Genomic DNA, 25,822 nt, shown 5'->3' with positions numbered 1-25,822 from the left:
CTTATTGCCTGCAACCTCAGTGTAGGAGCGTTCCGTAGCGCTTACATATCCACGGTGTTCAACACCTTTGCGAAGGCACCGTTCAACGTCGCGTTATGGTGATCGATGATCGACCGGGCCGGCAGCGCCGGTGTGTCCATGCAGGTATGCGCATCGGCCACGAGTATGGGGTTGAACCCCAGTTCAGCCGCTGCCCGGCAAGTACTGTCGATGCAATATTGGGTTTTCATTCCGGCAATGAGCACGTCAATGATCCCGCTAGCCCGCAGTTGCTCCGCCAGCGCGGTGGCGTAAAAGGCGTTGGGTCGGGTTTTGTCGAACAGGATGTCGGTGCTGGCATCCAGATCCAGTGCGGGCAATAGCTGCCAGAAGGGGCTACCGACTTCAATGGGCGAACCTTGAGGGCCGGTATGGCGCACCGCGAAGATCGGCACGTTGCGCGCCCTGGCCTGACGAATGAGTTGCTGGATGTTCGCCAGTACCCGTTCACCGTCGTAGGGTTTTTCCGGGCCGTGGAACAGACCGACCTGCATATCGATGATCAACAGCGCTGATGACATGGGTGTTTCTCCTTGGTGTCGTACGAAAAGTGCCGAACGGAGGGGAGAAACAACAAGGCCCCGTCCATTGCTGGCGGGGCCTTGGGGTCACTGCGCTGTGTTTATCTCAGCCAGCCACCGCACGACCCGCCGGAAGCGGTCGTGGTGGTGCGGGTGAGGTTCAGCGCAGGAATATTCATGTGGCCGATCATGCAGTCGGCGTCACGGGAGTGTCAACGGCGGTGTCCGAGGTGAGAAAAGTCCGGGCTGCGTCGAGAATTTCATCGGACAAGGCGTCACCCCGGGTTGCACGGGCCAGGGTCAGGGCACCGACCATCAGCGAATAGTCCACCAACGCTTTTTGCCGATTGGTTTCGGGCTGATCCGCGCCCATCAGCGGGGTCAGCATCTGCAGCAATGCCTCCAGCCCTTGGGTGTAGGTCTGGTGCAATCCGCTTTCAGCGGTTTCATGGCACATGTCGCCGGCAAACGCGGTGACCGGGCAGCTTTCACCCGGATTATCGCGATTGGCCGCGGACAGGTAGGGCGCGATGATGCTCTCTCGGGCCGAGAGGCTGTCGTCGTTATCCTCTATTTTCTGCTTCCAGCGCTCCATGGATTGGTTGAACGCCCGGGTGCACGCCTCTTTTGCCAGCGCTTCCTTGGATTCGAAGTGACCATAAAACCCGCCATGGGTGAGGCCGGCCGCGCCCATCACATCGACGACACTGATCCCGTGCAGGCCACGTTCGCGAAACAGACGCGTGGCGGCCTCGACGATGATCTCGCGGTTGAGTTCGGCTTGTTTGCGGGAAACTCGGGGCATTGGCGGCTCACAGGTATATAGAAGGTAGAAATCAGCTGGCGTATTGAGCAATGCCGTTGCCAAACGACCAGTTCTCTTTCTTGACCTCCACCAGATTGATGAACACATCTTCCAGGCGCACCGCCAGTTCCGCGTTGAGGCTCTCGGCGATGGTTTTGTAGAGGAGTTTTTTCTGCTCGATGGTGCGGCCTTCGCTCAAGGTGATCTGAATCACCACCAGATTATCGGTGCGATCGATGCCCAGGTATCCCGGGTCAAAGATGAAATGCTGTTCATCGTGCTCGGCAAGAATCTGGAAATTATCGTTCTCCGGCACGCCAATGGCGCTGTGCATGGCGGCGTAGATCAATTGCCCGACACGTTTTGCGTAAGTCGGGTCTTGATGCTTCTTGATGTCGACGCGAACGAGTGGCATGAGAGGGCTCCTCAAGTAAGGGCTGCCAGTCAGCAGTGAGTATCGAAATTACATGACAGCAATCCTTTATTGAATAGATTTATTTAAACATCTATTTAGTAAAGGGCGGCAATGGATCTGACCCGCACAACCACTCCTCAGCTAAGTCTTTGCTTCTGCTCATTAATCCCGGACAATCGCGCCCCTGTTTCGGCCAGGGCGCTGCCTGTCGGATTTTTCCGACTCGTCCTGACCGGGTAGCAACTGACCGGAATGCGGAGATCCCACCGGATGAATGATCAGGCCAATAGCGTCGACGAACGCTATGTATCGGCGACACCAGCGACGCTTGAGAGCTGGAATCGCCATGACACCACCTGGATGCTGGGCCTGTTTGGCACGGCCATCGGGGCCGGCACGCTGTTTTTGCCGATCAACGCAGGTCTGGGCGGCTTCTGGCCGTTGCTGGTCCTGGCGGTGCTGGCGTTCCCCATGACGTTTTACGCACACCGTGGCCTGACACGTTTTGTGTTGTCCGGACGCGAAGGCGCGGACATCACTAAAGTCGTGGAAGAGCACTTCGGGATCAAGGCTGGCGCGCTGATCACCTTGCTGTACTTCTTCGCGATCTTCCCGATCCTGTTGATCTACAGCGTGGCCCTGACCAACACCGTGGGCAGTTTCCTCGAGCATCAACTGCACATCATGCCGCCACCGCGCGCTGTGCTGTCGCTCGTGCTGATCCTCGGCCTGTTGGCGGTGGTGCGCTGCGGCGAGCAAGCGATCATCAAGGCCATGAGCCTGATGGTTTATCCGTTCATTGTTGCGTTGCTGTTCCTCGCGGTGTTCCTGATTCCTCACTGGAACGGCGGCATCCTCGCCACCGCGTCGACGCTGCCAGAACCGTCGGCACTGCTGCACACGCTGTGGCTGGCGATTCCGGTGATGGTGTTCTCGTTCAACCATTCGCCGATCATTTCGGCGTTCGCGGTGGACCAGAAGCGTCGTTATGGCGATCACGCCGAAGAGCGCAGTTCGCAGATCCTGTCCCGCGCCCACGCCTTGATGGTGGTGATGGTGCTGTTCTTCGTGTTCAGTTGCGTGCTGACCCTGTCGCCAGCGCAATTGGCTGAAGCCAAGGCGCAGAACCTGTCGATCCTGTCGTACCTGGCCAACCACTTCAGCAACCCGACCATCGCCTTCGCGGCGCCGTTGATTGCGTTTGTGGCCATTTCCAAGTCGTTCCTGGGCCACTACATCGGCGCCAGCGAAGGTCTTAAAGGTCTGATCGTGAAGAGTGGCAAGCGCCCGGCACCGAAGACCCTGGATCGCATGACTGCCGCCTTCATGCTGGTGGTCTGCTGGATCGTTGCCACGCTGAACCCGAGCATTCTCGGGATGATCGAAACCCTCGGTGGCCCGATCATCGCCGCGATCCTGTTCCTGATGCCGATGTACGCGATCCGCAAGGTTCCGGCCATGGCGCGTTATCGCGGTCAGGCTTCCAACGTCTTCGTGACGGCGGTGGGCCTGGTGGCGATTTCGGCGTTGATCTATTCGCTGACGGCCTGACCTCCACTCTGATCGTTCCCACGCTCTGCGTGGGAACGATCAGGGGGCAGGCATAAAAAAACGCCGCTCATCTCACGATGGGCGGCGTTTTTTATTGCGTTGAAAACGCTTAACACCTGACCCAGAGCCGACATTCCGCGCGCTTAGCGATTAAGCTTGAGGTGGCATAAACGCGTCATAGAGCGTTTGCCGAGGACTTTCCCCGGCCAGTCTATCTTTCTCTGGAGACGCTTCATGGCTCGTGACCACGGCGCATTGGCACAACCCCGTGCCGACAGGCCAAACCGCTGGCTGGACGTTTTGGCCGGGTTGTCGATTGCCGGTTTGTTGTTGCCCGAGGCGGTCGCCTATTCAAGCATTGCCGCGTTGCCGCCACAGGCGGGTGTCATTGCGTTATTTGCTGGTCTGCTGTGCTACGGGCTGTTCGGCACCAGTCGCTTTGCCATCGTTTCCGCGACGTCCTCTTCGGCGGCGGTTCTGGCCGCCGCCACAGCCACGTTGGCCAATGGTGACTCGGGCCTGCGCATGGCCCTGGCGATCGGTCTGGTGCTGGTGACGGGCGGATTTTTCCTGCTGGCCGGGTTGTTCAAACTCGGCAGCGTGACGTCGTTTATTGCCAAACCGGTGCTGCGAGGCTTTGCCTTCGGCCTCGCAGTGACGATCATCCTCAAGCAAGTAGCGAGCATCGTCGATGTGCACTTGAGCAATGGCAACCTGATCCGTTTCGTGCCGCAACTGCTTGAGCAATTACCGCAGTGGAACCGGGTCGGCGCCCTCGTGGCGGCGGTGTCCTTGCTGGTGCTGTGGCTGTGCGCGCGGGTCAGGCGTTTGCCGGGAGGTTTGCTGGTGGTGGCGCTCGGCATCGCGGCCGGCCAATGGCTGAACTTGCCAGCCTATGGGGTGAAACTGATCGGCGTGATCGATCTGAGCCTGGAAGTGCCTCGTCTTCCCGAGTTGCCGTTTGCCGACTGGCTGCGCCTGGGCGAACTGGCGTTCGCCATGGTGATGATTCTGTATGCCGAGTCTTACGGATCGATCACCTCGTTTGCGCTCAAGCACGGCGACCGTGTGTCCTCGAACCGCGATCTGCTGGCACTCGGTGCGGCCAATCTGCTGTCGGGCCTGTTCCATGGCATGCCGGCGGGCGCCGGTTACTCTGCGACCGCAGCCAATGAGGCGGCGGGTGCTGGATCGCGTCTGGCGGGCGCGGTCGCGGCGGGGGTGGTGTTGCTCATTGTCTTGACGGTGTTGCCCTGGATCGCCCTGACCCCCGAGCCGGTGCTGGCGGCCATCGTCATTTATGCGTTGGCGCGCGGCTTGAGCCTGCAGCCCTTGGGCCGTTATTTCATTTGGCGCCGTGACCGTCTGCTGGTGATCTGCGCCGTGGCGGCGGTGCTGGTGCTGGGAGTACTGGACGGTTTGTTGGTGGCGGTGGTGATCAGTGTGGTGCTGATGTTGAAACAGATGTCATCGGCAGATATTCAAGTGCTGGGGCAAATGGGCGGCGGTCATGATTTTGTTGACGTACAACGCCATCCCCAAGCCAGCGAGATTCCCGGTGTGTTAATCGTCAGGCCGAGCGAGGCGCTGTTTTTTGCAAACGTGGAGCGCATTCTGGGTGGCGCACTGCGCCTGGCCCGACATGCATCCCCACCGATTCATACGATCATTCTCAGTCTGGAGGAGTCTCCCGACCTGGATGGCACCAGCATCGAGGCGCTGGAAGCGTTCTTTATGCAAGTGAGAGCCGAGGACAAACTGCTGATTCTGGCGCGGCTCAAACACCAGGCCAAGGCGGTTCTCGCACAGTTACCGCCGCAGGAACTCGCGCAGGTGATACTCAGTGGCTTAAGCGTCGACGGCGCTGTGCAACAAGCGCTTCAAGCAAACGGGCATCTTTCGCCGGCATAAAAAAACGCCGCTCATCTCACGATGGGCGGCGTTTTTTATTGCGTTGCAGCGTTAGGCTTGAACGACCGGGATGTTGGCGTTCGCAGCAGCTTCACGGAACTCGGCGATCTGGTCGAAGGACAGGTAGCGGTAAACATCGGCCGCCATGCTGTCGATCTTGCCAGCGTATTCCATGTACTCCTCGACGGTCGGCAGGCGACCCAGGATGGAAGCAACAGACGCCAGCTCGGCCGAAGCCAGGTAGACGTTCGCGCCGTCACCCAGACGGTTCGGGAAGTTACGGGTCGACGTCGACACAACAGTCGAGTTCGGCTCTACACGTGCCTGGTTACCCATGCACAGCGAGCAGCCCGGCATTTCCATGCGCGCGCCGGCCTTGCCGTAGATGCCGTAGTAGCCTTCTTCGGTCAGCTGGTGAGCGTCCATTTTGGTCGGCGGCGACAGCCACAGACGGGTTGGAAGCTGACCTTTGACCTGTTCCAGCAACTTGCCGGCAGCGCGGAAGTGACCGATGTTGGTCATGCACGAACCGATGAACACTTCGTCGATCTTCTCGCCAGCAACGCTGGACAGCAGACGGGCGTCGTCCGGATCGTTTGGCGCGCAGAGCACAGGCTCTTTGATGTCGGCCAGGTCGATTTCGATGATTTCAGCGTATTCGGCGTCAGCATCGGCAACCATCAACTCAGGGTTGGCGATCCAGGCTTCCATCGCTTGAGCACGACGTTCCAGGGTACGCGCATCGCCGTAGCCTTCGCCGATCATCCAGCGCAGCAGAGTGACGTTGGAGCTCAGGTACTCGGTGATCGACTCTTTCGACAGCTTGATGGTGCAACCGGCAGCCGAACGTTCGGCCGAGGCGTCAGACAGCTCGAACGCTTGCTCGATGCTCAGGTTGTCCAGGCCTTCGATTTCCAGGATGCGGCCGGAGAAGGCGTTCTTCTTGCCTTTCTTCTCGACGGTCAGCAGGCCAGCCTGAATCGCGAAGTAAGGAATGGCGTGAACCAGGTCACGCAGGGTGACGCCTGGTTGCATTTTGCCTTTGAAGCGCACCAGGATCGATTCCGGCATGTCCAGCGGCATAACGCCAGTGGCTGCGGCAAACGCTACCAGGCCGGAACCGGCCGGGAACGAAATGCCCATCGGGAAACGGGTGTGCGAGTCACCACCGGTACCGACGGTGTCCGGCAGCAGCATGCGGTTCAGCCAGCTGTGGATGATGCCGTCGCCCGGACGCAGGGAAACGCCGCCGCGGGTCATGATGAAGTCTGGCAGGGTGTGGTGGGTGGTCACGTCGATCGGCTTAGGGTAAGCCGCGGTGTGGCAGAAGGACTGCATTACCAGATCGGTCGAGAAGCCCAGGCACGCCAGGTCTTTCAGTTCATCACGGGTCATAGGACCGGTGGTGTCCTGGGAGCCGACGGTGGTCATTTTCGGTTCGCAGTAAGTACCTGGACGAACGCCTTTGCCTTCTGGCAGGCCACAAGCCTTGCCGACCATTTTCTGCGCCAGGGTGAAGCCCTTGCCGGTGTCGACAGGTGCTTCAGGCAGCTTGAACAGGTCGGTAGGGCCCAGGCCCAATTCGGCACGGGCCTTGTCGGTCAGGCCGCGGCCGATGATCAGCGGGATACGGCCGCCAGCACGAACTTCGTCCAACAGCACCGGGGTCTTCATTTCGAAGGTGGTCAGGACTTCGTCAGTGCCGTGCTTGCAGACTTTGCCAGCATGCGGGTACAGGTCGATCACGTCGCCCATGTTCATGTTGGTAACGTCGAATTCGATCGGCAGTGCGCCAGCGTCTTCCATGGTGTTGTAGAAGATCGGAGCGATTTTGCTGCCGAAGCAGAAACCGCCGGCACGCTTGTTCGGCACGTAAGGAACGTCGTCGCCGAAGAACCACAGCACCGAGTTGGTCGCCGATTTACGCGAAGAACCGGTACCGACCACGTCGCCAACGTAGGCGATCGGGAAGCCGGCGTTGCGCATCTCTTCGATCTGCTTCATCGGACCGGTGACGCCCTGGGCGTCAGGCACGATGCCTTCACGGGCCATTTTCAGCATGGCGAGGGCGTGCAGCGGGATGTCCGGGCGGGACCAGGCGTCCGGAGCAGGGGACAGGTCGTCGGTGTTGGTTTCGCCGGTGACCTTGAACACGCGCAGGCTGATCTTGTCGGCCAGTACAGGACGGTTTTTGAACCACTCGCCGTCAGCCCAGGATTGCAGCACGCCTTTAGCGTGAACGTTGCCGTTCTTGGCTTTTTCAGCGACGTCGTGGAAAGCGTCGAACATCAGCAGGGTGTGCTTGAGTTCTTTGGCGGCGACTGGCGCCAGTTCGGCGTCGTCCAGCAGATTAACCAGCGTCACGATGTTGTAGCCGCCCTGCATGGTGCCGAGCAGTTCAACAGCGCGTTTCTTGTCGATCAGAGGGGATTTTGCTTCGCCTTTAGCGAGGGCAGACAGGAAACCGGCCTTTACATAGGCTGCTTCGTCCACACCTGGCGGAATGCGATTGGTGATCAGGTCAACGAGGAAAGCTTCTTCGCCAGCCGGGGGATTCTTCAGCAGCTCGACCAGGCCTGCAGTTTGTTCGGCGTTTAGCGGCTGGGGAACGATACCCAGTGCTGCACGCTCTTCGATATGTTTGCGGTAGGCTTCAAGCACAGTTATTACCCTCATCAGTGGTCCCAAATGGGTGTCCGGGACGCTCATCCCGAAATTGCCGTACTCATGCGCTGCGTGGCGTTGTGGGCCACTTAGCCAGAATTACCGACAATTCCTTACAGAAGCTGCTTTCAAAGTTTTACGCCTGCAGAACGGGGAGCTGATGAGGGTTGGCGTTGGGCTTTTCCCCGCTGGAAAAACCCTTCGCCAACACCGCTCTGAAGGAACGACTGTGCTCGTGACGCTTTGAAAACAGCTTCTAACGGACATTGGCGCCTTAAAAGGCTGGCTGATTCTACGGCAAAAAAAAATTAAAGGTAAGTTAGGCCCTCAAGATTGAGGGGTGATCAATGTTAGACAAAGGGCTAACATGCCGACCTGTTCTGCTTTCCCGTGCTCTCCCAACCTATGCCCAATCAGACCATCAAGACCCCCTGCGTCGGCCTCTGCTCCACTGTTTACGGTGATTTGGTGTGCCGTGGCTGCAAGCGTTTCCACCATGAAGTGATCAACTGGAATGGTTACAACGAGGAGGAAAAACGCGCGGTGTGGCTGCGTCTTGAGCTGCTGCTGTCCCAAGTGATGGCCAGCAAGCTGGAGATTTTCGATCCCCAGCGCCTGCGTCTGCAGCTGGAGCAGCGCAAGATCCGTTTTGTGCCGCATCAGTCGGAATATTGCTGGGCTTATCAGCTGATCGCCCGTGGGGCGCGGGTCATCAACAACCTGGAAGCTTACGGGATGGTGCTGATGCCGGAGTTTCGCGACTGGAACCTGCCGGAACTGCGAGATGCCATTGATCGGGAGTTCTTTTTGCTCTCCGAGGCGCATTACCAGCGCTACATTGCGCCGGGTTTTCTCAAGGACGCGTTCGGCGGCTGATTGTTAAAGTCAAAAGATCGCAGCCTTCGGCAGCTCCTACAGAGGGATGCGATTCATGTAGGAGCTGCCGAAGGCTGCGATCTTTTGATCTTGCTTAATGCTGGGTCACGATCTCCTCCAGATGATCCATGATCGTATCCGGCTTCAGCACCAGTACATCGCTCTCCACCGCATCCAGCACCACCTCCGCCGTATTCCCGATCAACGCCCCTGACAACCCGGACCGAGCCACGGTACCGATTACCGTCACCGCCGCTTGCAGCTTGTGGACCATGAACGGAATCAACACATCCGCTGGACCTTCCTCGATATGCAGGTGCTCGTCATCAATGTCGAACTCGGCCTGAAACGATTTGCACTGTTCGCGATAGCGCGCCTCGATGGTTTCGCTGAGCTGCAACGTCGGGTCGGCCGACGACAGCATTGGCGACGGATGGGCGCTGACTACGTGCAAATGGGCCTTGGCCAGGCTGGCAATGTCGTAACCGTGATCGACAATACAAGCGTGCAAGGTGCGGTGTTCACCATCGGTATTACCGACATCGATCGCCGCCAGAATGACGCCGCCAGTCCAGGGTTTCGAGGTTTTGACCAGCAGCACCGGTGTCGGGCAGTAACGCAGCAGCTTCCAGTCCGCCGGGGTCAGCAGGGCTTTTTTCAGCGGACTGTCGGGGTAATGCTGCTTGACCACCAGTCCGCAGCCTTCAGCCTGCTGCACATCGACAATGGTTTCGTGCAGGCTTTCGTTCCAGGCCTGCTCGGTGGTGACGCTGTAGCCGTCCTCGATCAGCGCGGCCTTGAGCACGCCCAACATGCCGCTGTGGTCATGCTTGCGGTCGCAGACCAGCAGATGCAGATGAGCCTGGGTCACGCCAGCAATCAGTTTGGCCCGTTTGAGCGCCAGGCTTTCCGAGTGTTCAGGTTCGAGGACCACCAGAATGCTGCGAATGGCTTGCATGATCGGGATCTCCATGAAGTAAAAAATACTGCGTTGGACAACTATAGTTGCTGGCTGGTTATTCGGGACTTGATGTATATCAACGGTCGCGACTGGTGGTCTGCCGGCAGGCCGGTATAATCGGCGCCCTTCGATTTCAACCTCTTATCCGTGAGCCCCATGATCCTTCCCGAAATTCACGAGTTCCTCGGCTGCCGCACCCCCGATGGCTGGGTTCAGGCCGCGCTGGCTGATCAGGAAACCCTGCTGATCGATCACAAGAACTGTGAATTCAAGGCGGCCAGTACTGCGTTGAGCCTGATTGCCAAGTATCACTCCCACGTCGATCTGATCAACCTGATGTCGCGTCTGGCCCGGGAAGAGTTGGTGCACCACGAACAAGTCATGCGCCTGATGAAAAAGCGCAAGATCGAGCTGCGTCAGCTGTCCGCCGGGCGCTACGCTTCGGGCCTGCGCAAAGTGGTGCGCAGCCACGAGCCGGTAAAGCTGGTGGACACCCTGGTGGTCGGCGCCTTTATCGAAGCTCGTAGCTGCGAGCGTTTTGAAGCGCTGGTGCCGCATCTGGACGAAGAGCTGGGCAAGTTCTACTTCGGTCTGCTGAAAAGCGAGGCCCGACATTTCCAGGGTTACCTGAAACTGGCCTACCAGTACGGAGACGCCAAGGACATCGCCCAAGTGATCGACAAGGTCCGCGCCGCTGAGCAAGAGCTGATCGAGTCGCCGGACGTGGAGTTTCGTTTCCACAGCGGTGTGCCGGCAGCGGCGTGAAGATCAAAACGTCTGAATTGTTAAAAACTCTTAAAAGAATGAAACATCTTCGAAAACCGGCCCCCGTGGCCGGTTTTTGCTGCCTGCGATAACCGTCCGGTCACCGATTGGCGCCATAATGCCGACCACTTCACACAAGGGTTGGCAGACGGGCGTTATGGATAACCTGGGTTTTGGCAAAGTACTGCTGGTGGAAGACGACGAGAAGCTCGCCGGGCTGATTGCGCATTTCCTGTCGCAACATGGCTTTGAGGTCCGGCAGGTGCATCGCGGCGACCTCGCATTGGCGGCGTTCCTCGAATTCAAACCGAAAATCGTCGTGCTCGACCTGATGCTGCCGGGCCAGAGCGGCCTGCACGTGTGCCGCGAGATCCGCAGCGTCTCCGACACGCCGATCGTCATTCTTACCGCCAAGGAAGACGACCTTGATCACATCCTCGGGCTGGAGTCCGGCGCCGATGACTACGTGATCAAACCGATCAAACCGCCGGTTCTGCTGGCCCGGTTACGCGCCTTGCAACGTCGCCAGACGCCGGAGAGCGGCGTGTGCAGCGCTCTGGAATTCGGCCATCTGAGCATCGACCGCAGCTGCCGGGAAGTGCGGCTGGCGGGCGAGGGCATCGAACTGACCACCATGGAATTTGAACTGCTGTGGTTGCTGGCCAGCACCGCCGGCAAGATCCTGTCCCGCGACGACATCCTCAACCGCCTGCGTGGCATTGCGTTCGACGGTCTCAACCGCAGCGTTGACGTCTACATCAGCAAGCTTCGAGGCAAACTCAAGGACAACCCGCGCGAACCGGTGTGCATCAAGACCATCTGGGGCAAGGGTTACCTGTTCAATCCGTTTGCGTGGGAGTTGTAAATGCTGCGGTTATTTTTAGGGTTGTTTCTGGTGATGACGGTGGGCCTGGTTCTGGGGCTGCAAACCGTCGAACGCACGTTCGATGCGCTGCTCGACGGTCAGATGCAGAGCTACAACCGAGAGGCGGTGCGTGGCCAGGCCTGGTCGCTGGCCGAGCAGTTGCGCGGTCTGGACGGTTCGGCCCGGGAGCGCCAACTGGAAGCGGTACGCCCCCACTACGGCTTGGGCCTGAGCCTGGTCGAGACCGACCCATTGTCCCTGACCGAGCAGGAGAAAGCCGAGTTGGCCCAGGGCCTGCTGGTGATTCGCGACAAATACACGCAGTTCATCTCGCGCATTGACGACGGTTCGCAACTGCTCAGCATCAAGCTGCCGGCCGAACCGAGTCTGATGCCGTTCTACATTGCCGCGGCTTATCTGATGATCGCGGTGATGATCGGTTTCGTGTTGCTTTTCTGGGTACGGCCGCATTGGCGCGATCTGGAAAAGCTGCGTCTGGCGGCCGAGCGTTTTGGCGATAACGATCTGTCGTCGCGGATCCAGCTGTCCAAGCGCTCGAACATTCGTGACCTGGCCGAACACTTCAACCTGATGGCGGCGCGCATCGAAGGCCTGATTGCCAATCAGCGCGAACTGACCAACGCGGTGTCCCATGAACTGCGCACGCCGATTGCCCGGCTGTCGTTCGAACTCGATCAACTCAAGCAGCAATCCGATCCGGCCCAGAACCGTGAACTGATTGCCGACATGTACGCCGACCTCGGCGAACTGGAAGAGATGGTGTCCGAGCTGCTCACCTATGCCAGCCTCGAGCGCGGCGCCACGGTGATCACTCGGGAAAACATTCAGGCCAGCAGTTGGCTCGACAGCGTGGTCGGCAGCGTCGCGCTGGAAGCTGAAGCCGCCGGCGTGCAATTGCTGATTGTCGAGTGTCAGGTCGATCAGGTCCGCATCGAACCGCGTTTCATGGCCCGGGCGGTGATCAACCTGCTGCGCAATGCCATTCGTTATGCCGATGAGCGGGTGGAAGTATCGTTGGTGCGCAACGGTGATGACTACGAAGTGCGGGTCAACGACGACGGGCCCGGCGTGCCGGTGGACGGGCGGGAAAAGATCTTCGAGCCGTTCTCGCGCCTGGACGCCAGCCGCGACCGCCGCACCGGTGGCTTCGGCCTGGGCCTGGCGCTGGTGCGGCGGGTGTCGCAATCCCATGGCGGGCAAGTGGAAGTGGCGGATTCGCCGTGGGGCGGGGCGTCGTTTAGCATGACCTGGGCGCACCTCGACTGACAGATGATGATCGTTCCCACGCGGAGCGTGGGAACGATCTTAAAACCGGCTTAGCGGCTTAAACCCAGGCGCTCATGCCACTCGGCGATGGATTCTTCGGGATAGACGTCGAACTGCTGATCCCCAGGATTTGCCTCGACTTCCACCCACGGCGCCTTGGAACCGAGCATCAAGTGCGTGTGCTCCGGCGGCACCGGCAGCGGGGTGTCGATGACAGAGGCAAACGGGTGAATCAGCTCCGGCCATTCGGGGCTGAACAGCCACAAGCCTGAACCACACAGAGAACAGAAATGCCGCTCGGCGGTGCTGCTGTGGGCGCGTTTATCGCCTTCGTCCTTGAGTCGTGCGTGATAAATCGCGATGTGCGTGCGACCGCGCACCTTAAGGCTGCCGGCATCGCCACCCAGGTTGATCGCATAGCCGCCACCGCCCTGAGTCTTGCGACAGATCGAGCAGTAACAACGCTGATACGGGTAGGGGTGGGCGCTGGTCAAACTGAACGATACCGCGCCGCAATGGCAGGAGCCTTCGAGCTGCATGGGAACCTCCGACGGGTCTTGGGCTTATCCAGACAGCCTAGACCGGAACCAGAATCGCATCGCCGGTCGCCACCCGTTTCAGTTGATCGCCGGTTTGCGCGAACAACTCGGCGCGGGTGACTTCGAAACCGGCCCAGCGGTTAAAGGCCGAGGTTGAGTTGATCTGTTTGAGCGCGTTGAGCATGGCGAATCCCTCCGGTTGAGGGGGCAACATGCGCCGGGTTTTGGGGGAAGTCATTGCCCATAAGTGAGTGTGATGGCGCTGGATATGCGGTGGCTGTGCAGGCCCCCTCGTCGGAACGCCGCCCGGAGCCGGCTCGCTCCCACATTTGAAATGCATTCCCCTGTGGGAGCGAGCCTGCTCGCGAAGAACGATAACGCGGTCCCGCTGGACGCCCACCCATGGCCGGGGCAGCATGGGCGCCTTCCTATTGGAGCCTTTGCCATGCGACGACTGCCTTCTCTGGCCGCACTCAGAACCTTCGAATGCGCCGCCCGTCACGCCCATTTCGGCCGGGCGGCGGCGGAGTTGTGCGTCACTGACAGCGCAGTCAGCCATCAGATTCGCCAGCTCGAAGAACAATTGGGCGTGACGTTGTTCATCCGTGAGGGCCGGCAGATTCGCCCGACGATGGCCGCCGGGCGCCTGATGCAAAGCCTGCAGCAAGCCTTCGAGCTGATCGGCGATGCCTGCGATGAACTGCGTGACCCGTCATCGCTGGCGGTGTTGCGCCTGGCGGTGACTGCCGAGCTGGCGCAAAAGTGGTTGATGAGTCGCCTGACGGATTTCTACGCGCGCTATCCGCACATCACCTTGCACCTCTACGAACAACCGATCGACGCCACGGCGCCAGGGGAAGACATCGACCTGGCGATCACTTACGGCACCGGCCCGGTGGACAGCAGCGCGTACTTTGTCCGGCCGTTGCCGGCCTTGCAGTTCTTCCCGGTGTGCAGCCCCGGCCTGTTCAACCAGGGCACCTTGAAAACCCCGAAGGATCTGACACGTCACTGCCTGCTGCACGACGATCAGGACGGCAAGACCTGGACCGCCTGGCTCACCAGCCATGCCGGCGATCAGCGCCCCGAACGGCAGCTGTATTTCGCTCACGCGGGTTTGGCGCTGGAAGCGGCAGCCCAAGGCCAGGGTGTGGCCATGGGCGATAACTTGACCGCGCAGGAGGATTTGCTCAGCGGTCGTCTGGTCCGGCCGTTCACTTCAAGCATGACTGCACTCGGCCAATATGCGCTGGTGTGTGAGCGGGTGAGGCTGGAGCGCCCGGCCGTGGCGCAGATGCTGGAATGGTTCAACGATCAGCTGATCGATTGATGAGTTGAATTCAAGTATTCCGAAATAATCATCGTTGGCGAGGAGGGCGCTGGCGACCGTAGCCTGTGGTCATTCCAATCCCCGCTGATGAGGTTTGACCATGGCACGTTTGCTCGACTCCACCCCCAAACTCGATGGTTTCCGTTTACCCGGCGAGTTCGAAACCAAGTCCGGTTGCTGGCTCGGCTGGCCGGAGCGTACCGACGTCTGGCGCAATGGCGCCAAGCCTGCGCAGAAAGTCTGGGTGCAGATCGTCACCGCCATCTCCCGGAGCGAACCGGTCACCGTGTGCGCCTCCGCCGCGCAGTTCGCCACCGCTCGCCGCCAATTGCCGCCTCAAGTGCGGGTGGTGGAAATGACCTGCAACGACGCCTGGTTCCGTGACAGTGGCCCGTGCTTTGTGGTCAACGACGACAGCGGTGAGGTGCGTGGCGTGGACTTCGAGTTCAACGCATACGGCGGTCTCGACGGCGGCTTGTACTACCCGTGGGACAAGGACGATCAAATCGCCAGCAAAATCCTTGAAATCGAACGGTTCGACCGCTACCGCGCGCCGCTGATTGCCGAACTGGGTGGTATCCAGAGCGACGGCCAGGGCTGCATTCTCACCACTGAGCAATGCCTGCTCAACCGCAACCGTAACCAGCACCTGGGCAAGGCCGAAGTCACCCGGCGATTGACCGATTACCTTGGCGCCGAGCAAATCATCTGGCTGCCACGGGGCTGCAAATTCGACGAAACCGACGGCCATGTCGACGACCTCGCGTGCTTCGTGCGTCCCGGTGAAGTGGTGCTGCAATGGACCGATAATCGCGATGATCCGCAATGGGAAATCTACCAGGAGGCCTACGACATTCTGCGCAGCACCCGCGACAGCCGTGGCCGCGAGCTGAAAGTGCACAAGCTGCCACAACCGGATGTGCTGGAATGGACCGCCGAGGAAGCCGAAGGCCTGGATCAGCAAGACAGCACGCACACCCGTCAGGCCGGGACCAAAATCTGTGCGTCGTACATCAACTACTACGCCGGCAACACCTCGATCGTCGTGCCGCTGTTTGGCGATCGCAACGATCAGGCAGCAATGGCGACCCTCGCCGAACTGTTCCCGCGACACAAAATCGTCGGTATCGAAAACTCCCGGGAAATCCTCCTCGGCGGCGGTAACGTCGCCTGTATCACCATGCCGCAGTACGCAGGCAGTGCCTGCAACAAAAAGGGAGTTTGAAAAATGGGCCTGCACAACCTGACCCAAGCATTACTGCTGGTGCTCGCACCCCTGTGTGTGCAGGCCGCCGACACCGCCAAACCGGTGGTCAATCTGTACATCTGGGGCGAGTACCTGGCCCCGGACACCCTGAGCAATTTCGAGAAGAAAACCGGCATCCACGTGGTAGCCGACCACTTCGACTCCCTGGAAACCGTAGAGACCAAACTGCTCACCGGCCGCAGCGGCTATGACCTGGTGCTGACCGCCGGCCAGCATTTGTCCCGGGCGATCCAGAGCGGTGCGATTCAAACGCTAAACCCGCAACAGCTGCCGCATTTTGCTGGCGTGGGTGATGAGTTCCGCCAGCACATGGCCGTGTTCGATCCGGGCAATCGCTACGCCGGGATCTACGCCTGGGGCACCACCGGCGTCGGCTACCAGGAAGAGGCGATCAAGCAGCGCCTGCCCGACGCACCACGGGACAGTTGGGCCATGCTGTTCGACCCGGCAGTGGTGTCGAAATTTGCCGATTGCGGGGTCAGTTTGCTCAATGATCCCAACGAAGTGTTCGCCGCGGTCATGAAGTACATGGGCCTGGACATCAACCGCCAGAACCTCGATGACCTGAAACGGGCCGAACAGCAACTGGCCAGGATTCGGCCCTATATCCGCTACTTCGACAATGACCTGAACATCAGCGACCTCGCCAATGGCAACACCTGCGTCGCGATGTCGTGGAACGGCAATGTGGCCATTGCCGCGGGACAGGCCGAGGCTGCGAACAAGCCGTTCAAGCTGAGTTATCGCATACCGAAGGAGGGCACGTTGATCTGGTTCGACGCGATGGTCATTCCCAAGGATGCGCCTCATCCTCAGGCGGGACTGGCGTTGATGGATTATCTGATGACACCGGAGGTGATTGCGCCAATCACGGACACCATCCATTACGCCAATGCGATTACGGCGGCGGACGGCTTGATTGATCCGGCGATTCGCAATGATCCGGGGACGTATCCGTCGGCCGAGGTGAGGGCTTCGTTGTATAGCAAGAATGACAATGGCAAGGCGTTTAACCGGGCTTTGATTCGGGCGTTCAGTCGGTTGAAGTCGGGGCTTTGAAATCGACCCCTCACCCCAACCCTTTACCCCCTCGGGCGGTCCGACGTTTCGGGAGGGTTGGGGTGAGGGGTGGTTTCGGCACCCGCCACAAATACCACGCCGCCACCGTCCGAAACGGACGCCACCCCAGCCCGATCTCAATCATCTGCTTGCGCGTCGGCTGCACCTCTAGCCCCTTGAGTCGCCGATACCCCTCACGCACGCCAAAGTCATCGGCCGGCAAAATATCCGGCCGTTCCAGGCTGTAAATCAGCAACATCTCAACCGTCCAGCGTCCAACCCCACGCAAGGTAATCAACCGCTCGATCAGCGCCTCATCCTCCATGGCCAGTGCCGTGGCGTAATCCGGCACCACTCCGTCCAGCGCCGCTTGGGCAATGCCCTGAATGGTCGCGATCTTGCTGGCGGAAAAGCCGCAACTGCGCAGTTGATCGAAGTCAGTCGCGACAATCTGTTCAGGCCTCGGGAAGGCGCCCGTCCCAAACAATGCCAGCAGCCGACCGACAATCGCATCCCCGGCCTTTGCATGCAGTTGCTGATAGGCAATCGCCCGCACCAGCGACTCATAAGGATCGCGAGCCGCATGGGGCTGATGCAGGCAAGGGCCGATGGCGGCGATGTGGCGGCGCCAATCCTCATCGATGGACGATAGAAACTCGGTGGCGGGCAGATAGGCGTCGGGCATGGAGGTCAAGCTTTCCCGGACGGCGCCAACAGGGCGTTCACTTCGCCATAGGTGAAGGCCTTAAGATCACGGCTATCGAGTGTTCCTGTTTCCAGAAAGCTCTTGGCCAGTGCGCTCATGGCGCCATAAAGAAACTCGGCGATGCGTGAACCCGCGCTCAAGCGGCGTACGCCGAGGGCTTTCAGCTCTTCAGGCGATGGCAGTCCGGGGAGCCCGAGCACGTTCAACGGCAGCGGGGTGCCCTGGCAGAGTGCAGCGATTTCGTACTCTGCGGTAACGCCAGCTGCGAACAACCCATCGGCACCGGCCGCCTGATACAACGCGGCGCGCTTGAGCGTCTCTGCCACGCGATCTTCGGCGGGCACCAGGCTCTTGAGGTACACATCGGTCCGGGCATTGATGAACAGCTTCACATTTCGGCGACTGGCAACCTGCCGAGCGATTTCGATCTTGCGCACCAGCAGCTCGGGCGGGGACGCACCGTCCTCGATATTGATCCCGACGGCCCCGGCGGCAATCACCGCATCGATGAGGTCGGCCACCCGCGTCAGGTCATCGGAGTAGCCGGCCTCGATGTCCACGGTCAACGGCACCGAGATCACCCGGGCGATGGACTCGACTGTCGATACCAGGCGTTCGAGGGGCAGGGCGTTACCGTCCGGATAACCGTGAGCCCAGGCGACTGCCGCGCTGCTGGTGGCGACGGCTTTACAGCCCAACTGTTCCACGATGCGCGCCCCGGCGGCATCGGCGACATTGGTGAGGATCAGCAAGCCGTCGTGGTGGAACTGATGAAATTGATTGTCGAGCGTGTCCATCGAATGTCCTTCCTTATGACTTTTGAGAAACCTGCAAATGATCAGAATGCGAGTTGTTGCGTGATCTGCACCGCCGCTTTTTCCAGCCTTAGCAAGAATGCCTTGCGCGGTTGTCCTCCACCATAGCCGGTCAGCGAGCCGTCTGCGCCGATCACCCGGTGACAGGGCACAACAATCGAGAGACGGTTATGCCCGTTGGCCAGGCCCACGGCGCGACTGGCGCCGGGCTTGCCCAATAACGCCGCAATGGTGCCGTAGGTGCTGGTCTGGCCGTACGGGATCTTCGCCAGTTCGGCCCAGACCTGTCGGGCGAAATCACTGCCCGGCAAGTGTAGTGCAACGTTGAAGTCAGTGAGTTTGCCGGCGAAATACTGCGTCAGTTCGGCTTCAATCTGCTGCAAATGCGCGTTATGTCCTGGCGCGACGGCATAGCCGTATCGATTCTGCAATGCTTCGACTTCCTTGGTCAGCGCTGGCCGATCAAGAAACTCCAGCAGCACCAGCCCGCGTCGTTCGGCCATGGCGATCATCGGCCCCAGCGGTGTGGTCAGGCGAGTGAACAGCAGTGGCTCGCTGTTGGCGGCGCGGCCGGGCGTGATCTTGAAGGACTTTTGAAACGCATCACGAAACCCGCTCAGGGACTCGTAGCCCGAGTCAAATGCGGCGTTGTCGATGGAATCGCCCTGTTTGATCCCGCCCAACGCCATGCCGAGGCGTCGGGTGCGCAACCAGGCGTGAAAGGTCATGCCGAAATGCTGCTTGAACCAGCGGCGCAGTTTCAGCGGTTCGATGCCTTCGGCCAGCAACTGGGCATCGGTCCAGCGCTGGTCGGGGTCGGCGTCCACCGATTTGAGCAGCTGCTGCACCCAGTCCGGGGCGATGGCCGCCGCGTCCAGAGGTTTGCAGCGCAGGCAAGCGCGGTAGCCGGCCGACATGCACTCATCGGCATGGGCGAAGAACTCGACGTTCTCCGGTTTCGGCTTGCGCGCCGTGCAACTGGGGCGACAGAAGATGCCGGTGGTTTTGACCGCGGTAAAGAACACCCCCTCGTAGGCGGTGTCTCGTTCGAGCATGGCGCGAACCATCTCGGCGTGGGGCGGAAGCAAAGCGTTTTGTAGGTTCATGAGGTGAGCATAAGACGCGTCGCCCAACGCCTCCACCGGAAAATCGACAGAGAATTCCAGTCATTCGTCATGAGGATTGTTTAATGCTTATGTCGGTGATGGATGTCCGGAAAATGTGGATGGCTGTGGTGCAGCGGCGTGTGTTCATGTTCGTGACTGTGGGGCTCGGTACCGTCCCACTGGAACGAATGTTCATGTTGATGGTGCTCGTCATGCACGTGGCGATGACCATGCTTGAGCGCCTCATGTTGATGCTCATGGGCATGACTTTCCTTGAGATGAATCCAGACTCCAAGGCCCATCAACAGTGAAGCGGCCCAAAACGTCAGCGTGACGGGTTCACCCAGCAGCAGGATGGCGATTGCCGCGCCGAGGAAAGGTGCCGTGGAAAAGTAAGCGCCGGTGCGCGCAGTGCCCAGGCCACGAAGCGCCAGAATGAACAACACCAGGCTGATGCCATACCCCAGGAAACCAACGATCAACGTAGGCCCCAGCACCGTCAGGTGTGGCAGTGTCGCGCCGAGCAACAGCGCCAGGGAACAGTTCACCACTCCGGCGACCAACCCCTTGATGCCGGCAATAAACAGCGCATCCGAGGCCGACACTTTGCGCGTCAGGTTGTTATCGATCGCCCAGCAGACGCAGGCCAGCGCTACCGCCAACGGTCCGATCCAGCCCTGTGACTGCGCCGGGTTCTGCGGCCAGGCCAGCAGCAAGCCACCGGCGACGATGGCCAGCATTCCGGCGACGATGCGCCGGTCAGCGTTCTCCTTGAAGACCACCCAGGCCAGCACGGCGGTCAATACCGATTCGAGGTTGAGCATCAACGAGGCCGTGGCGCCAGAGGTCAGGGTCAAACCGAACATCAGCGCCACCGGCCCGAGCACGCCGCCAAACGCGATGGCACCGATCAGCCAGGGCCACTCTGACGATTTCAGTCCGCTGGACTGCCAGCCCCGGTCACGCAACAGTCTGATGAGCGTCAGGCCCAGTCCGCTGCCCAGGTACAACAACCCGGCCAGCAGGACCGGCGAAAGGTTCAGGCCCAGCAACTTGGCCAATGGTGTACTCGCGCCAAAAAGAGCGGCAGCGCCAAGGGCGTAGACAATGTTCAGGTTCATTCACGGCTCGTCGGATATTGATACGGGATGTCACGCAGTGTGAACCTGCGTTGCATCCCGTCAATCCATAACTTCAGGCCCGCCGCGCCATCAGCAACACTGAAGCCGCCGCCGACAACAATCCCGCGCAGCACCGATTGAATATCCGCTTGCCCCGGGGTTCGGCGAACCAGCGGCGCATGTGCAGGCCCATGTAGGCGTAGGCACCGATGGCGATCCATTCCAGCATCAGGAACAACGCACCCAACACGGCGAATTGCGGCGATACGGCGTGGGTCGAGTCGACGAACTGGGGCAGGAACGCGGTGAAGATCAGGATCGCTTTCGGATTGCCGGCCGCCACCAGGAACTCCTGCCGCGCCAACGCCAGCATCCCCACCGGCGCGCCCGCTACCACGTTTTCCGTCCCGGGATCGGCGCGCCACAATTGCCAGGCGAGGTAGAGCAGATACGCCGCCCCCAGAATCTTGATCCCGTAGAACAACAATTCCGAGGTTTGCAGCACCACCGCCAGCCCCGCCGACGCGAGGGCGATCATGCCGGCGAACGCGAGCAGCCGACCGATCCCGGCGATACAGGCGATGCGATAGCCGTAGCGGGTCGAGTTGCTGACCGACAACAGGTTGTTCGGCCCGGGCGCCATGTTCAGGGCGAAGCAGGCCGGAAGAAACAAGGTGAGGGTGGCGAGGTCCATGGCGGGGCTCCAAAAGCAGGAACGGCATTTTTATCACAGGCTTGGGGTGGCTTGACCCATACAGTGGTGGACAGCGGGCGCGGTACAGCTGAGGGGTGTTTTGTTCAATACAGCCATCAGGTCGCTCTTTACCTTGAGGCCTCGTTCAACTGAATTGAAGAAGGTCTGTGATGAATCTGATGATCTCGATGGCGGCGTTTGCACTGGTGGCCTCGATAACGCCAGGGCCGGTGAATATCGTGGCGTTGAGTTCCGGCGCGCAGTTTGGTTTTCGCGCCAGTCAACGGCATGTGGCCGGGGCGACACTGGGTTTCGTTCTTTTGTTGGTGTTGATGGGATTAGGCCTGCATGAGGTGTTGCAGCGTTGGCCAGTGCTGACGCAGGGGGTGCAATGGGCGGGTGTGGCGTTCCTGTTGTACATGGCCTTCAAGTTGGCCGCCGACAAAGGGCATCTGGATGCGAAGGAGTCAGGCCGGGCGCCGTCGATGCTGTATGGCGCGGTGATGCAGTGGCTCAACCCGAAAGCCTGGCTGGCCTGCGTGGCCGGCATGGGCGCTTTTGTGGCGGATGGCGAGGCGCGACTGGTCTGGCAGTTTGCGGCGGTGTATCTGGTGATTTGCTACGTGTCGGTCGGCTGTTGGGCCTATGCCGGGACGTTTTTGCGCGGGTATTTGAGCAACGCCAAAGGCATGCGGTTGTTTAACCGAAGCATGGCGTTGCTCTTGGTGGTGTGCGCGGGATATTTGATTCGGACTTAGGCGCTGCGCATCAACCCAGACCGCTCAGTGCATTTTCTACCGGTAGCGGCAGGGCGTTGAACCGATTGGCTCGTAGTTCCGTGATGGCATAGAGGGCGCGCGCCGTGCGGCCATTTCCGTCGACAAAACTGTGGTAGCCCAGGAATGCACCCAGCATCTGTTTGCCGAAGTGCTCATGAGCCGAATCCAGGGCTGCCAGGTGTTTTTCCAGCATCGCTGCGCCCGAAACGTTGGACGGGTAACGCGCTTGAGCAGTAGGGCTGCGCAAGGCATCTGTAGCTTCGGGCACCAGACGCCGATGCAGTTCTTTGTAAACGGCAGGGTCGGTCAGGGACTTGCCATTACCGCTGAACTCGCGAAGCAAGGTCCTGATGTTATCAACCTCGTTTCGAGAGCTCGACGCTTTGAGAATCCAGGCAGCGGCTCGATCAGTGTTGTCGGTCAAATGGTCCGGGTTAAAGGACACATCGTCGAGAAAGGCGCTGTAAGGTGCTTTGCCAAGGTCCGAAGCGAGTAATGTTTTTTGATGTTGATTCATGGCCGTCAGGTTTTTGTACTCCACCTCCAGAAGGTCGTTGAACAGCTCCGGCAGCGTCGTGTGATCCTTGAACTGTTGCAGGTTATCCAGGGAAAACTTTTGCGCTTGCTGGCGTATCAACGAATCGACAACGTCCGAATCCAGGACCTTCTTCAGCGATTGAGCAGTGTCAGACTGGCGTGCAAGGTCGGTCAACGAGCCTTCAAACAAATGCTGAAGCTCCGTTTGGGGAACGTTCTTGAGCAACTTTGCATCATTGGCTTGCAGGTGCTTGAGCACATGTTCCGCGGTTTCGAGCCCATCGCTTTTAAACAGCGCCCGCGCATGCGCTACGGTGTCGAGGCTCATGCGGATCCGTGCGGCCGCACCGGTGTGGTCGAGGGCGCGCAGCAGGTTGTAGGAATGGGCGCCTGTCAGGCGATACAGCTGCGCCCTGACGATATGCACCGCAGCGGCAGTATGGCCGGCGAGTTTTATCGCGCCTCTGCCCATCAGTTTTACTCCGCCCGTGAGCAGGGTCGGTATTCCGTCCAGCGGGTTCAACAGGGAAACGACGGTGCGCGTGCCAATCCGGGACGCGGACAACAACTTTGTGGCCAATGACGCGCTCTTTCCAACGGCCTTGCCCACTTGCGCCGGCACGCTGGCAAAGACAAAGGCAACAAGCGCCGCGTCCATCACGCAACTGGCGATCGCGCCCCGCTGCCTGGCCGGAACACCGGAAGACAAACCCTCGATGCATTCCTTGAACGGAATGATCAAATTCAACAGCGAATTAAAGATGACATCGAACTTTTCCGCCGCCAGTTCCTGTTCCGTGCTGTCACGGCCCATGTCCGCCAGTTCACTTTCGGCCAGGAAGGGATGCTGTTCAGCGATCAGGTCGCTGATGGCTTTTATGCGCTCGGCGTTGAAGTAAGCCATCGGTTTATTGGAGTGGGTCGGGTGCGACGCACTGTCGAATTCACCTATCTTGCGCACGAATACCGAAGACTTCGTATCACTGCGCGGCGCAACGTTTTCAAAGTAGGCATCCAGATCCAGTGGCGCATCCACAAGGCCGTTGTCTTTGACAAAGTTGCCCCGTGTGCCGTCCTGTTCATAAGTAAACAGGTATTGACCGACTTTCTCCCTGAGTTCCGGCGTGCTCCGGCATTCAGAGCGCAACGGGAACAGCTCGAAGCAGCGAACCAGCGTGCCTTGATATTCCGCACAAATAATCACGCCGTAACGGCCCGTTCGCTCCCGTGTCGCCTCGGGTATTGATCCTGCGAAAAGATGCTGTTTGTAGGCTTCTACGCGGTAGATAGCCAATCGCCCATGTTCGATAAATCTTTTATCGGATTTCTCCATCTGTGAAAACACATAGCGAATCGTGGTCGACAGGCCGGATATCAGGCCGTTGTAGTGATCGTGCACGGCTGTTTCATATAGGTCGGCAACCGGGTACAGCTGCTTGAGCCTGGGAAATTCCTGATAAATATCGCGGCCCCTGATACGCCCCCAGTCTTGCGTGTGAAGTTGGTCGCTCATGTACAAGTCCAACACCGATACTTTGCTTGCGCCACCGCCACCGGAGCCCCGGTGTTTGACCAGCCGTTCATGAGGGTCGCAGGCCGGTACGTTCGATGTCAGCTCTTTCAATGCGAGGGCTTTGCGCCGGGGAATTGGCTTGTTGATCGCGTTAAGCGCGGTAGACAGCGTCTCGACATGCTCGTTATAGGCCTCGATGCCTTTATTGATCGTTTCGAGGCTCAGGTTGCCGTCCGCGTCGCGTTGGACCAGTCCATTCATCAATGCCCACGTAACGACCGGGTCAATCCCCGCCATGGCGTGCAAATCGTTGAGTTGCGGGGTGAGCCCCGAGATCGGGCTAAAGCCCAGCAAGTGTTCATAGGTCAGGCGCCGGGAGCAACCGGGAACAATGCTTTCAGCCAGGCCCACGGCTTGGCAGAGGATGACCCAGCCCGGGGTTCCGACCTTCAACGACGGGGGTAGTTCGCGCACCAGATACTCCGGTGCCATACCCGCCAATGCCAGTTCGGCCACCAGGGGGGCGATGAGTTTATCGAGCTTGAAGCGCCGAATCAGATGCGCTTCCAGGTCGTTGCGGACATCGCAAGGCTGGCGCTGAACCTGAGCTGAGGAGTAAAGGTTGAACCCTGCAAGCGTCGTGTTGGCCGTGTCTACCTCGGGATCGAGGTCCAGCAGCATGGCGGCGATCAGCAACTGTTCGATAAATTGTTTCGACGCCTTGGGGCCTGACTCGTCGGTGAACCAACCCAGCGCATCAATGTAGTTTTGCCCTGTTTCATCCAGCAGGCTCGCGTCGCTGATCAGCCGTTGCAAGCGGTACTCGAGGCTCTGCGGCTGCTTGTCCGATCCTGCGTTTTCCAACACCAGCGCTGCGCCAAAGTATTCGGCCAAGGGCATTTCGTTGCCGGTCAGTTGCGTGGTGATGTCACGAATGATCGCGCGTTTGCTCTTGGTTAACTCGAAGGGCGAATCCTCTGGAGCGTCCAGCAGCGCCCAGTAGTTAGCGGTGTCCGGCAGGTCCGGCATAACGGCGAAGTTGAGCAGGTCAATCAGCGCTTTGGTACTTTCTTCATCGGTGGGCAGTGGCAAGTTGTGAAAACGCAGCCATTGGCCAACGGCAATTCGATCATTGGAAGTTATGAAACCGCCCGTGAGCCTGGCCATCTTTGCCAGTAACGCCAGATTCTGTTTGAACTCGGCAACGTCGGTAATATGAGAGGTAATATCGACGCGCGCGAAGAAGTGGTTGGTGGCCTGTTCAGCAGCATCGCCAGGGCGGCCGAAAGAGCTGATGTCTTCCCGGACGTAATAGAGACGGCCTTCTTGGTCAATATGGAAACTGGCGTGTTCGGGGATAAATTGTTCGGCGCGGATGTTGAGGAAGTCGGGCTGTCGAATCATTTGCGACAAAAGAACGGCGCTGCTGTGATGAACGTCATGGAAGGCGGAGTTGGGCACGCAGGAAACGGCCAGTCGATCCCACGGCCACGCCAAGGTCTGGTGAATGTCCTCATCCCCCATGGCGTTGGTGAGCGCTTGGGTAATCGCCATTCGTTGGCGTTCATCGCCGGAAGCCAGGTTGGCCTGTTCTTGCAATTGCATGATTTAAGTTCCATCTTCGAGTAAGTGAGTAAGTTTCCTGGCTGGAGGGAACTTGCCCATTACGCTAATTGAACTGATGCGCGTTGTCGTT

Annotated in this window: 23 protein-coding genes; 10 read left to right on the top strand and 13 right to left on the bottom strand. The window is 59.5% G+C overall.

The annotated features are described in order from the left end of the window. Window positions 1-41 precede the first annotated feature (41 nt). From JFU47_RS28590 to JFU47_RS28580, 3 genes are all read right to left on the bottom strand, one after another. On the bottom strand, window positions 42-560 hold the full coding sequence (locus JFU47_RS28590; protein ID WP_140894521.1) for a cysteine hydrolase family protein: 519 nt from the start codon (window positions 558-560) through the stop codon (window positions 42-44). A 187-nt stretch (window positions 561-747) separates the two neighbouring features. Then, window positions 748-1,365, bottom strand: coding sequence for a TetR/AcrR family transcriptional regulator (locus JFU47_RS28585; protein ID WP_140679123.1), 618 nt, complete (start codon window positions 1,363-1,365; stop codon window positions 748-750). A gap of 31 nt (window positions 1,366-1,396) precedes the next feature. Further along, window positions 1,397-1,780 (bottom strand): tautomerase family protein, encoded by a 384-nt coding sequence (locus JFU47_RS28580; protein WP_140679121.1) that lies wholly within the window; start codon window positions 1,778-1,780, stop codon window positions 1,397-1,399. A gap of 270 nt (window positions 1,781-2,050) precedes the next feature. On the opposite strand from JFU47_RS28580, the gene JFU47_RS28575 reads away from it, so the two are divergent. Together JFU47_RS28575 and JFU47_RS28570 are read left to right on the top strand one after the other, a co-directional pair. Next, entirely contained in the window at window positions 2,051-3,331 is a 1,281-nt protein-coding gene (locus tag JFU47_RS28575) for a serine/threonine transporter (RefSeq protein WP_201187477.1), read from the top strand. 234 nt (window positions 3,332-3,565) lie between these two features. Beyond that, window positions 3,566-5,242: a SulP family inorganic anion transporter gene (locus JFU47_RS28570; RefSeq protein WP_201187475.1), complete on the top strand. Its 1,677-nt coding sequence runs from the start codon at window positions 3,566-3,568 to the stop codon at window positions 5,240-5,242. A 51-nt stretch (window positions 5,243-5,293) separates the two neighbouring features. On the opposite strand, the gene acnB is transcribed toward JFU47_RS28570, so the two are convergent. Next, window positions 5,294-7,903: a bifunctional aconitate hydratase 2/2-methylisocitrate dehydratase gene (acnB, locus tag JFU47_RS28565; RefSeq protein WP_123364375.1), complete on the bottom strand. Its 2,610-nt coding sequence runs from the start codon at window positions 7,901-7,903 to the stop codon at window positions 5,294-5,296. A 408-nt stretch (window positions 7,904-8,311) separates the two neighbouring features. Here acnB and JFU47_RS28560 point away from each other — a divergent pair, with 408 nt between their 5' ends. Next, window positions 8,312-8,782 carry a DUF1289 domain-containing protein gene (locus JFU47_RS28560; RefSeq protein ID WP_123364374.1) on the top strand — a complete coding sequence of 157 codons (471 nt, stop codon included), beginning with the start codon at window positions 8,312-8,314 and terminating at the stop codon, window positions 8,780-8,782. A gap of 94 nt (window positions 8,783-8,876) precedes the next feature. Here the strand turns inward: JFU47_RS28560 and JFU47_RS28555 are convergent, their stop codons facing one another. Further along, window positions 8,877-9,740, bottom strand: a complete 864-nt coding sequence (locus JFU47_RS28555; protein ID WP_140894519.1) for a universal stress protein — start codon at window positions 9,738-9,740, stop codon at window positions 8,877-8,879. Between the two features lie 159 nt (window positions 9,741-9,899). On the opposite strand from JFU47_RS28555, the gene miaE reads away from it, so the two are divergent. The 3 genes from miaE to JFU47_RS28540 all read left to right on the top strand — a co-directional run bounded on the left by miaE (window position 9,900) and on the right by JFU47_RS28540 (window position 12,660). After that, window positions 9,900-10,508, top strand: coding sequence for a tRNA-(ms[2]io[6]A)-hydroxylase (gene miaE / locus JFU47_RS28550; RefSeq protein ID WP_046032069.1), 609 nt, complete (start codon window positions 9,900-9,902; stop codon window positions 10,506-10,508). A gap of 157 nt (window positions 10,509-10,665) precedes the next feature. Continuing rightward, window positions 10,666-11,373: a winged helix-turn-helix domain-containing protein gene (locus JFU47_RS28545; protein ID WP_140679439.1), complete on the top strand. Its 708-nt coding sequence runs from the start codon at window positions 10,666-10,668 to the stop codon at window positions 11,371-11,373. Then, window positions 11,374-12,660, top strand: a complete 1,287-nt coding sequence (locus tag JFU47_RS28540; protein WP_201187473.1) for an ATP-binding protein — start codon at window positions 11,374-11,376, stop codon at window positions 12,658-12,660. It begins immediately after the preceding gene. 50 nt (window positions 12,661-12,710) lie between these two features. Here JFU47_RS28540 and JFU47_RS28535 read toward each other — a convergent pair whose 3' ends face one another. Both JFU47_RS28535 and JFU47_RS28530 read right to left on the bottom strand, forming a co-directional pair. Further along, complete coding sequence (locus JFU47_RS28535; protein ID WP_201187471.1) at window positions 12,711-13,199, bottom strand: GFA family protein; 489 nt, start codon at window positions 13,197-13,199, stop codon at window positions 12,711-12,713. 37 nt (window positions 13,200-13,236) lie between these two features. Beyond that, window positions 13,237-13,383 carry a hypothetical protein gene (locus tag JFU47_RS28530; protein WP_201187469.1) on the bottom strand — a complete coding sequence of 49 codons (147 nt, stop codon included), beginning with the start codon at window positions 13,381-13,383 and terminating at the stop codon, window positions 13,237-13,239. A gap of 261 nt (window positions 13,384-13,644) precedes the next feature. On the opposite strand from JFU47_RS28530, the gene JFU47_RS28525 reads away from it, so the two are divergent. The 3 genes from JFU47_RS28525 to JFU47_RS28515 all read left to right on the top strand — a co-directional run bounded on the left by JFU47_RS28525 (window position 13,645) and on the right by JFU47_RS28515 (window position 16,855). Beyond that, window positions 13,645-14,529, top strand: coding sequence for a LysR substrate-binding domain-containing protein (locus JFU47_RS28525; RefSeq protein WP_201187467.1), 885 nt, complete (start codon window positions 13,645-13,647; stop codon window positions 14,527-14,529). Window positions 14,530-14,629: 100 nt separating this feature from the next. Next, window positions 14,630-15,754, top strand: coding sequence for an agmatine deiminase (gene aguA, locus JFU47_RS28520; protein WP_201187465.1), 1,125 nt, complete (start codon window positions 14,630-14,632; stop codon window positions 15,752-15,754). Between the two features lie 3 nt (window positions 15,755-15,757). Then, on the top strand, window positions 15,758-16,855 hold the full coding sequence (locus JFU47_RS28515) for an extracellular solute-binding protein (protein ID WP_201187463.1): 1,098 nt from the start codon (window positions 15,758-15,760) through the stop codon (window positions 16,853-16,855). Between the two features lie 10 nt (window positions 16,856-16,865). Here the strand turns inward: JFU47_RS28515 and JFU47_RS28510 are convergent, their stop codons facing one another. The 5 genes from JFU47_RS28510 to JFU47_RS28490 all read right to left on the bottom strand — a co-directional run bounded on the left by JFU47_RS28510 (window position 16,866) and on the right by JFU47_RS28490 (window position 21,297). Continuing rightward, complete coding sequence (locus tag JFU47_RS28510) at window positions 16,866-17,540, bottom strand: DNA-3-methyladenine glycosylase family protein (RefSeq protein ID WP_201187461.1); 675 nt, start codon at window positions 17,538-17,540, stop codon at window positions 16,866-16,868. A gap of 5 nt (window positions 17,541-17,545) precedes the next feature. Beyond that, a complete protein-coding gene (locus JFU47_RS28505; protein ID WP_201187459.1) occupies window positions 17,546-18,358 on the bottom strand; it encodes an isocitrate lyase/PEP mutase family protein in 813 nt (270 codons plus the stop codon). A gap of 41 nt (window positions 18,359-18,399) precedes the next feature. After that, window positions 18,400-19,482: a bifunctional transcriptional activator/DNA repair enzyme AdaA gene (locus JFU47_RS28500; RefSeq protein WP_201187457.1), complete on the bottom strand. Its 1,083-nt coding sequence runs from the start codon at window positions 19,480-19,482 to the stop codon at window positions 18,400-18,402. 80 nt (window positions 19,483-19,562) lie between these two features. After that, entirely contained in the window at window positions 19,563-20,603 is a 1,041-nt protein-coding gene (locus tag JFU47_RS28495) for a DMT family transporter (protein WP_201187455.1), read from the bottom strand. Between the two features lie 73 nt (window positions 20,604-20,676). After that, window positions 20,677-21,297, bottom strand: coding sequence for a LysE family translocator (locus tag JFU47_RS28490; protein ID WP_140894510.1), 621 nt, complete (start codon window positions 21,295-21,297; stop codon window positions 20,677-20,679). Between the two features lie 170 nt (window positions 21,298-21,467). Here JFU47_RS28490 and JFU47_RS28485 point away from each other — a divergent pair, with 170 nt between their 5' ends. Then, entirely contained in the window at window positions 21,468-22,055 is a 588-nt protein-coding gene (locus tag JFU47_RS28485; protein WP_201187453.1) for a LysE family translocator, read from the top strand. 10 nt (window positions 22,056-22,065) lie between these two features. Here JFU47_RS28485 and JFU47_RS28480 read toward each other — a convergent pair whose 3' ends face one another. Beyond that, window positions 22,066-25,731: a hypothetical protein gene (locus tag JFU47_RS28480; protein ID WP_201187451.1), complete on the bottom strand. Its 3,666-nt coding sequence runs from the start codon at window positions 25,729-25,731 to the stop codon at window positions 22,066-22,068. Window positions 25,732-25,822: the final 91 nt, after the last annotated feature.

This window comes from Pseudomonas sp. TH39(2020) (assembly GCF_016650715.1).
In the GTDB taxonomy this organism is placed as follows: domain Bacteria; phylum Pseudomonadota; class Gammaproteobacteria; order Pseudomonadales; family Pseudomonadaceae; genus Aquipseudomonas; species Aquipseudomonas mandelii_C.
This window is presented reverse-complemented; position numbering and strand designations above follow the sequence as displayed.

Bases quoted from the DNA above. Each gene is read 5' to 3' on its own strand.
- JFU47_RS28485 (WP_201187453.1), top strand. From the start codon at position 21,468: ATGAATCTGATGATCTCGATGGCGGCGTTTGCACTGGTGGCCTCGATA.
- JFU47_RS28580 (WP_140679121.1), bottom strand. From the start codon at position 1,780: ATGCCACTCGTTCGCGTCGACATCAAGAAGCATCAAGACCCGACTTAC.
- JFU47_RS28530 (WP_201187469.1), bottom strand. From the start codon at position 13,383: ATGCTCAACGCGCTCAAACAGATCAACTCAACCTCGGCCTTTAACCGC.
- JFU47_RS28500 (WP_201187457.1), bottom strand. From the start codon at position 19,482: ATGAACCTACAAAACGCTTTGCTTCCGCCCCACGCCGAGATGGTTCGC.
- JFU47_RS28510 (WP_201187461.1), bottom strand. From the start codon at position 17,540: ATGCCCGACGCCTATCTGCCCGCCACCGAGTTTCTATCGTCCATCGAT.
- JFU47_RS28495 (WP_201187455.1), bottom strand. From the start codon at position 20,603: ATGAACCTGAACATTGTCTACGCCCTTGGCGCTGCCGCTCTTTTTGGC.
- JFU47_RS28555 (WP_140894519.1), bottom strand. From the start codon at position 9,740: ATGCAAGCCATTCGCAGCATTCTGGTGGTCCTCGAACCTGAACACTCG.
- JFU47_RS28545 (WP_140679439.1), top strand. From the start codon at position 10,666: ATGGATAACCTGGGTTTTGGCAAAGTACTGCTGGTGGAAGACGACGAG.
- JFU47_RS28575 (WP_201187477.1), top strand. From the start codon at position 2,051: ATGAATGATCAGGCCAATAGCGTCGACGAACGCTATGTATCGGCGACA.
- miaE (WP_046032069.1), top strand. From the start codon at position 9,900: ATGATCCTTCCCGAAATTCACGAGTTCCTCGGCTGCCGCACCCCCGAT.
- JFU47_RS28590 (WP_140894521.1), bottom strand. From the start codon at position 560: ATGTCATCAGCGCTGTTGATCATCGATATGCAGGTCGGTCTGTTCCAC.
- JFU47_RS28525 (WP_201187467.1), top strand. From the start codon at position 13,645: ATGCGACGACTGCCTTCTCTGGCCGCACTCAGAACCTTCGAATGCGCC.
- JFU47_RS28535 (WP_201187471.1), bottom strand. From the start codon at position 13,199: ATGCAGCTCGAAGGCTCCTGCCATTGCGGCGCGGTATCGTTCAGTTTG.
- JFU47_RS28585 (WP_140679123.1), bottom strand. From the start codon at position 1,365: ATGCCCCGAGTTTCCCGCAAACAAGCCGAACTCAACCGCGAGATCATC.
- JFU47_RS28480 (WP_201187451.1), bottom strand. From the start codon at position 25,731: ATGCAATTGCAAGAACAGGCCAACCTGGCTTCCGGCGATGAACGCCAA.
- JFU47_RS28515 (WP_201187463.1), top strand. From the start codon at position 15,758: ATGGGCCTGCACAACCTGACCCAAGCATTACTGCTGGTGCTCGCACCC.
- JFU47_RS28560 (WP_123364374.1), top strand. From the start codon at position 8,312: ATGCCCAATCAGACCATCAAGACCCCCTGCGTCGGCCTCTGCTCCACT.
- JFU47_RS28490 (WP_140894510.1), bottom strand. From the start codon at position 21,297: ATGGACCTCGCCACCCTCACCTTGTTTCTTCCGGCCTGCTTCGCCCTG.
- aguA (WP_201187465.1), top strand. From the start codon at position 14,630: ATGGCACGTTTGCTCGACTCCACCCCCAAACTCGATGGTTTCCGTTTA.
- JFU47_RS28570 (WP_201187475.1), top strand. From the start codon at position 3,566: ATGGCTCGTGACCACGGCGCATTGGCACAACCCCGTGCCGACAGGCCA.
- JFU47_RS28505 (WP_201187459.1), bottom strand. From the start codon at position 18,358: ATGGACACGCTCGACAATCAATTTCATCAGTTCCACCACGACGGCTTG.
- JFU47_RS28540 (WP_201187473.1), top strand. From the start codon at position 11,374: ATGCTGCGGTTATTTTTAGGGTTGTTTCTGGTGATGACGGTGGGCCTG.